Source organism: Arthrobacter sp. TB 23 (genome assembly GCF_000294595.1).
Lineage (GTDB): Bacteria > Actinomycetota > Actinomycetes > Actinomycetales > Micrococcaceae > Arthrobacter_D.
The window spans coordinates 25,276-31,585 of record NZ_ALPM01000036.1 but is presented as its reverse complement, the minus strand read 5'-3'; the positions used below and the strand labels follow the sequence as shown (position 1 = coordinate 31,585).

At 63.1% G+C, this 6,310-nt stretch carries 8 protein-coding genes; 2 read left to right on the top strand and 6 right to left on the bottom strand.

The annotated features are described in order from the left end of the window. Positions 1-50 precede the first annotated feature (50 nt). From B384_RS17750 to B384_RS0104725, 5 genes are all read right to left on the bottom strand, one after another. Complete coding sequence (locus B384_RS17750) at positions 51-992, bottom strand: YihY/virulence factor BrkB family protein (protein WP_019481996.1); 942 nt, start codon at positions 990-992, stop codon at positions 51-53. Positions 993-1,114: 122 nt separating this feature from the next. Next, positions 1,115-1,750: a 2'-5' RNA ligase family protein gene (locus B384_RS0104740; RefSeq protein WP_019481995.1), complete on the bottom strand. Its 636-nt coding sequence runs from the start codon at positions 1,748-1,750 to the stop codon at positions 1,115-1,117. Next, positions 1,740-2,774 carry a tryptophan--tRNA ligase gene (trpS, locus tag B384_RS0104735; protein ID WP_019481994.1) on the bottom strand — a complete coding sequence of 345 codons (1,035 nt, stop codon included), beginning with the start codon at positions 2,772-2,774 and terminating at the stop codon, positions 1,740-1,742. The genes B384_RS0104740 and trpS overlap by 11 nt, the downstream gene beginning before the upstream one ends. 19 nt (positions 2,775-2,793) lie before the next feature. Then, on the bottom strand, positions 2,794-3,609 hold the full coding sequence (locus tag B384_RS0104730; protein ID WP_024476898.1) for an exodeoxyribonuclease III: 816 nt from the start codon (positions 3,607-3,609) through the stop codon (positions 2,794-2,796). Positions 3,610-3,714: 105 nt separating this feature from the next. Further along, positions 3,715-4,254 carry a hypothetical protein gene (locus B384_RS0104725; RefSeq protein ID WP_019481992.1) on the bottom strand — a complete coding sequence of 180 codons (540 nt, stop codon included), beginning with the start codon at positions 4,252-4,254 and terminating at the stop codon, positions 3,715-3,717. Positions 4,255-4,427: 173 nt separating this feature from the next. On the opposite strand from B384_RS0104725, the gene B384_RS0104720 reads away from it, so the two are divergent. Further along, complete coding sequence (locus B384_RS0104720; protein WP_019481991.1) at positions 4,428-5,210, top strand: CHRD domain-containing protein; 783 nt, start codon at positions 4,428-4,430, stop codon at positions 5,208-5,210. A 16-nt stretch (positions 5,211-5,226) separates the two neighbouring features. After that, positions 5,227-5,919, top strand: coding sequence for a class F sortase (locus tag B384_RS0104715; RefSeq protein ID WP_024476897.1), 693 nt, complete (start codon positions 5,227-5,229; stop codon positions 5,917-5,919). 18 nt (positions 5,920-5,937) lie between these two features. Here the strand turns inward: B384_RS0104715 and B384_RS0104710 are convergent, their stop codons facing one another. Further along, entirely contained in the window at positions 5,938-6,297 is a 360-nt protein-coding gene (locus B384_RS0104710; RefSeq protein ID WP_019481989.1) for a VOC family protein, read from the bottom strand. Positions 6,298-6,310 lie beyond the last annotated feature (13 nt).

Here is a 6,310-nt window from a genome sequence, read left to right as displayed (position 1 = left end):
CCGGGCCGACGTTTCTGGTTAACGGGGGCTGTTCCCCCGTCGCAGGCTCGCTAGTCTTTCCGCCGTCCTGCGACGCGGCTGCGCTGCTTTAGCGACCGGCCATGCCGTGGCGCGAGCCCCGCTTCGGCGTCGGCCGCACCAATGGCGCCCCACGCCGCAGCAAGCAGGTAGACTTGGCTGAGCAGGAAGAACCAGACAAACAATCCGACGACGACGGTGAAGGGCGCCAACAGTGGGTTGCCTCCACCCACGCTGCCGAGGAGCAGGGTGCTGAACGTCCGCAGCACAGTGCTTCCAACCGCGGTGACCAGCGACGACTGGATGAGCAGGCGCCGTGTCTGATTGATTCCCGAGGCACGGCGGAACAGGATCACGGCCACGGCGAAGTCCAGGACCAGCATGATGGCTACCCCGGCGAGCTGCGTGAAAGGCCGCCCGGTGTCGCCGAACCCCAGCCAGTCGAACACCACGTCCAGAAGGGTGTTGGCAACCAGGCCAACCACGGTGGTGAGGATCATCGCTACCCCCAACACGAGCAGCGTCCCCAGATCCTGGACCCGGATCAGGATGGGGTGTCTAGGGATTGGGGGGAGGGCGAAGATGCCTCTCATCGCCTGTCTGACACCGGCAATCCAGCCCAAGGCGGTGATTGCCGTGATGATCGTGGAGACGATCAGGGTGAGGGTCAAGCCATCCCCTGCATTGAAAAGCTGTTCGGGGGTGGCCAGACCGGGACCGTCCTCCTCCATTTTGAGGATGCCCGGTGCCGCTGAATTCACCGTTTCGACAATCAGGTTCTGCAACGGTGCATTGCCGGAGACCACCAGACCGAGAATCGAGAAACCAGCGAGTAACAGTGATGCCATGGAGAAGAACAGCCTGTACGCAATACCCGCTGCCATGAGCGGACCACGCCGGACCGCGTACAGATGGAACACCCGCACTGGCCGGAGGACGAAGATCCGCGCCAGGAGGTAGTTGATGGTCGCCATTATCAGTGGCAAACCCGTTGTGCCCCGCCGTTTCACCTTGCCCAGATCGCNNGCGGGCGTCAATCACCTTCAGTTTGAGGTGGGTTAGCTCGGCCGGACGAGGCTCGTTGTAGAAGTCGGTCTCAGCCGGGGTGATCGCCCTGGTTTTGATCTTGGCCAAAGCTTAGCTCTTCCCTCAGTCGCCAGATACCGCACGAATCGTGCTCATACAACCCCATAGTACGGACCATGAAGGAAGCCTCGAACCCCTTCAACCGGGCCTCCGCGCCGTCCATGCTCGCCACACTGACATCGTGGGCGACCGTCACATGCGGGTGGAAAGGGAACTCCAGCGACCGCTCCAGTGGCCCTCGCTGGAGTTTGGTGTGCAGGTCCACGCAATCCTCGAAGCCATCCTCCAGGTTGAGGAACACCACTGGGGAGACGGGCCTGAACGTTCCCGTACTTTTCAACGTCACGGTGAAGGCGTGCTGTCCGCGGGCAACCTCACGGACGTGCTCGATGGTTGCGTCCCAGTCCGTTGCCGGGGTGGTTGTCACGAGGGTGATGTGGGCCGGAATGAGATCAGCCATCGGATCACCAAAGGATGCGCGCCAGCGTCCGAGCTCCGCCGCCAGCGGCTCAGGTACCGCGATGACCACACCGACGCAACTCTGCGAGGCGCCGGCTGCCGGTGGCACGGCCATCCCCTCGGCCGGTGCCTGCTGGTGGCTGGTAGTGGTGGAGCTGATCGGCTGGTCCATGCGGTTAGCGCGCACCGCCCAGCGGTGGGAGGAAGCCGACCTTCGAATACACGTCGGCGAGGGTGGCTGACGCGATGGTGCGTGCCTTCTCGGCACCGCGGGCCAGGAGCCTGTCCAGTTCGGCTGGATCGGCAAGCAGTTCCTCGGTGCGGAGGCGGATCGGCTCAAGGTGGGTCACCACGATGTCCGCCAACTCGGTTTTCAGGTGCCCGTACATCCGCCCCTGGAAGTCCCCGACGACGTCGTCAATGGTCTTGCCGGTGAGCATCGAGTAAATGGTGAGAAGGTTCGAGATGCCCGGCTTGGCTTCCTTATCGAAGCGGATCTCGGTATCGGTATCAGTGACCGCCGACTTGATCCGCTTGGCCGTCACCTTCGGGTCATCCATCAGGTTGATCAGTCCCGTCGCCGAGCTGGCCGACTTGGACATTTTCGCCGTGGGGTTCTGCAGGTCGTAGATTTTTGCCGATTCCTTCTGGATGAAGGGCTTCGGCACCACGAACGCTTCGCCGAACCGGGAGTTGAACCGTTGCGCCAGGTCGCGACTGAGTTCGACGTGCTGCCTCTGGTCCTCCCCTACCGGCACGCCCTCCGGCTGATACAGGAGGATGTCGGCGGCCTGAAGGATGGGGTAGGTGAACAGCCCCACGCTCGCCGCATCGGCGCCCTGTTTCTGTGACTTGTCCTTGAACTGGGTCATCCGTGACGCCTCGCCAAACCCGGTGATGCAGTTCAGCACCCACCCGAGCTGAGCGTGTTCCGGCACGTGTGACTGCACAAACAAGGTGCACTTATCAACGTCGACGCCGCCGGCAATGTACTGCGCGGCGGTGCGGCGGGTGCGTTCTGCAAGCTCGCCCGGTTCCTGCGGAACAGTGATCGCGTGCAGGTCGGGAATGAAGTAGATTGCCTCATACTCGTCCTGCATCCGCACCCAGTGCACCAGCGCCCCGAGGTAGTTGCCCAGGTGGAGGGACTCGCCCGAAGGCTGCATGCCGGAGAGCACCCGCTGCCGTGCACCGTTGGTGGTAGTCGTCATGGTTAATGAATCCTGAAAGTTAGAGCCGGTAATCGACTACCAGCGGAGCGTGGTCTGAGAAGCGCGTGTCATACGAGGGTGCACGGTCGACGACGGCGTCTGCTGCAGCGGCAGCGAGGCCCTCGGTGGCGAGGTGGTAGTCAATCCGCCAACCGGTGTCGTTGTCGAACGCCTGACCGCGCCAGGACCACCAGGTGTAGGGGCCATCGACGTCGCCCGCAAGGCGGCGGTGCACATCAACGAAGCCGAACTCGTCATCAAAGAACCGGTCAAAGTAGGCGCGTTCCTCGGGCAGGAAACCCGCCTTCTTCACGTTGCCTTTCCAGTTGCGGATATCGAGTTGGGTGTGCCCCACATTGAGGTCACCCACCAGCAGGGTGTGGTCCCGGGTGCGGCGCAGTTCCGGCAGCCGCTCCGAAATCACGTCGAGGAATCGGTACTTGTCGTCCTGCTTGGGGCTGTCGACTTCACCCGAGTGCACATACGCGCTGACGACGGTGAGGGTTACTCCCCCAAGATCAAAATCTGCTTCGACCCACCGACCGGCGGTGGCGAAGTAGTCGTCGCCGATATGGGTGCGGGTTGCGGTCGGTGCGATTCGCGAGGCGATCGCGACTCCGGCGCGGCCCTTGGCCTCGGCTTCGGCATGCAGGATGTGCCACGATTCCCCAAGGAGCCCTCTGAGGACGTCGTCGGGTGCACGGACCTCCTGGAGGCAGAGGATGTCGATCTCTCGTTCCGCGAGCCAGTCGGCCATGCCTCGTTTGTAGGCCGCACGGATACCGTTGACGTTGACCGTGGCGACGCGCAGGAGTGACCCGTTGGCTCGGGACAACCCGTCGGTGAAAGCTGTCGTTGCTGCAGTGGAACTCACCCGCTCCACCCTACCCGAGCGCTCTGACGAATGAGGGCGAAAAAGAGGCGGCGTTGGTTGCCATTGTCAGTCGACAACGGTGCCCTCCACCGGTCCGTCATCGTTCTTCTTCATCATCGACCGGGCGTTGTGCGACGTGATCTCGATGGTCTCGAGCGCCCGCCCCACCGTCTCCTCGTCGCTGGACTTCCCCGCGGCCAGATGGTCCCGGATTACCCGCACCTGAACCTGAACAATTTTGAAGCTGTGGTCCAGTTTCATGTCGCGGGCCAAAGTGGCCTCATCGACCACCCCGGTGCTGGTGGAATCCTGGATGCCGTTGGCACGGTTGAACTGCTGCTGGGCCTCGTTGATCCGCGCCGCCGCATTGCGGGCTGCCGTCCTGAGGCTGAAGACCACGAAGCTGAAGACCAGGAGCCAGCCCAGCGAGATGATGGCAACCAGCCATCCGACGACGTCGTTCTGGTTGGCGGCAAAGACCACAGCCACCAGGAAGACGATCAACATAATGCTCATCCCGATGGTGCCCATGCGCAGGCTCAGGCCTCGACCCGCTCCCGCTGGGGTGCCGGACTCGAACGGTTTCTGGTTCCCAAGAGGCTTCATACCCCCATTCTCGCAAATGGGGGCAGGGAAGGAATGACCTTCCACCGTTGGCGAACGCTCAGGCTCGAAAGTTTATTTTATTCCCCACCCATCCGTGATCGGCACCACTCCGAAGTATTAGTATGTGTGCTGATCATTGCGCGCTAACACTCGCTCTATGGAGGAAAAATCACATGAATAAGAACTTGCGTCTTCTCGCAGTCCCCACCCTCGCCCTCGGCATGGTTGCCATGGCCGGTGCGCCAGCAATGGCCGACCACGCCAACGGCTCATACACCGTCGACTTCCAGCAGCTCAGCGGCACCACCGGTACCGCTACGTTCGCGATGGACATCGATGACAAGACTGCCACCGTAAACCTTCAGGTCTCCGGTCTCGGCGAAACCTTCATGGATGCGCCGTACCCACACGTACAGCACATCCACGGTGGCGCCCAGGGCACCTGCCCCACCATGGCCGATGACGCCGATGGTGACGGCATCCTCTCCACCACCGAAGGCGCAGCCGCCTACGGTGGCATCCAGACCACTTTGGGCACCAGCGGCGACACCAGCCCAGCTGCCGGCCTGAACCTTGAGCTCGCCGGCCAGGGTGGAAACTACTCCATCGAGCGCACCTTCGAGATGAACGCCGAGACCCTCGACGCCATCGAAGCCGGCACCGCCGTCGTCGTCATCCACGGCCTGGACCCAGCAACGTCAAGCTCCGAAGAGGCCTTCAACGCTCCCTCGGACCTCGAGCCTTCACTTCCACTGGGCGCCACCTCACCAGCACTCTGTGGTGTTGTGACCGCTTCACAGATGGGTGAAATGCCTGAGGGCGGCGCCGACACCGGTGTTGCACAGTCCACGTCAACCAACAACATGGGCATGCTCGCCCTCGGAGGTGGCCTCGTTCTGGCTGCTGCCGTTGGTGGCACCTACGTTGTTCGCCGCAACGCTGCAGACAACGCATAAGGAATAGTCTGATTTCATGATCAGCGCTAAAAACGGTCGTCGTCGAGGCTTTGTGGCCTCGGCGGCGACCGCCCTTTTGATTCTTACCGCCTGCGGTGCCGACACACCCCCTGAAGGCACGGGGCCTGCCGCGCCGAGCCCTTCGGCGTCGTCCTCGGCTGCGCCTTCGACCGCCACGCCTTCCAGCCCGGCACCTACCTCTGCTGCGTCAGAGGCCCCCAGTGCGGTTCCCACCCCGGAGCTGCCCGCGGTCCTTGAAGCGTCCAAGCCGGTGTCGTTCAACATTCCCACGATCGCCGCTGAATCCGAGCTGCTGCATCTCGGGCTCCGGGATAACGGCTCCCTTGAGGTGCCGCCCGATGGACCTGGGGCGCCAGCGAGTTGGTATGACCAGTCCCCCACCTCGGGCGAACGGGGGCCATCCGTCCTGCTCGGCCATGTCAATGCGACCGGTGGCGGCCCAGGCGTGTTCGCCGACCTGCGCGCCCTGCAGGCCGGCGACGAGATCAACGTGGTCCGCGAGGATGGGAGCACTGCCGTGTTCGCCGTCGACCGCGGCGAGCAGTACCAGAAAGACGGCTTCCCCACCCTTGAGGTCTACGGAAATACTGACGCCGCCGAGCTGCGCCTGATCACCTGCGACGGCTACAACCCGGAGACCGGCGAGTTTGACGACAACTACGTGGTCTACGCGACTCTCGTACCGTAAGCCAGTTCGGTGGCCTGGTTACCAGCTGACGAGGCAGAACGGGTGCCCGGCCGGGTCGAGGAAGACCCGGTGGGCTTTGGAGCCTGAGTTCATGCTCACGGCGCCCAAGGCCAGGACTTTCGCCTCGGCAATGTCCAGGTCATCGACCCGAACATCGAGGTGCACCTGCTGCGGCAGGTCCTGGCTGGGCCAGCGGGGCGGCGTGTAGTCGCTCACCCGTTGGAAGCCGAGCGCGGGCCGGTCCGGCGCATCGCCGATGGAGATCCACCCGTCGTCGTCGTGCTGGACCCTGATCATGCCGAGCAGGTCCTCGTAGAACGACGCGAGCCGATCGGTGTCCGGACAGTCGAAAACGGTGGCTTGCCACTTTCCAATCATGCTCCAGTATGTT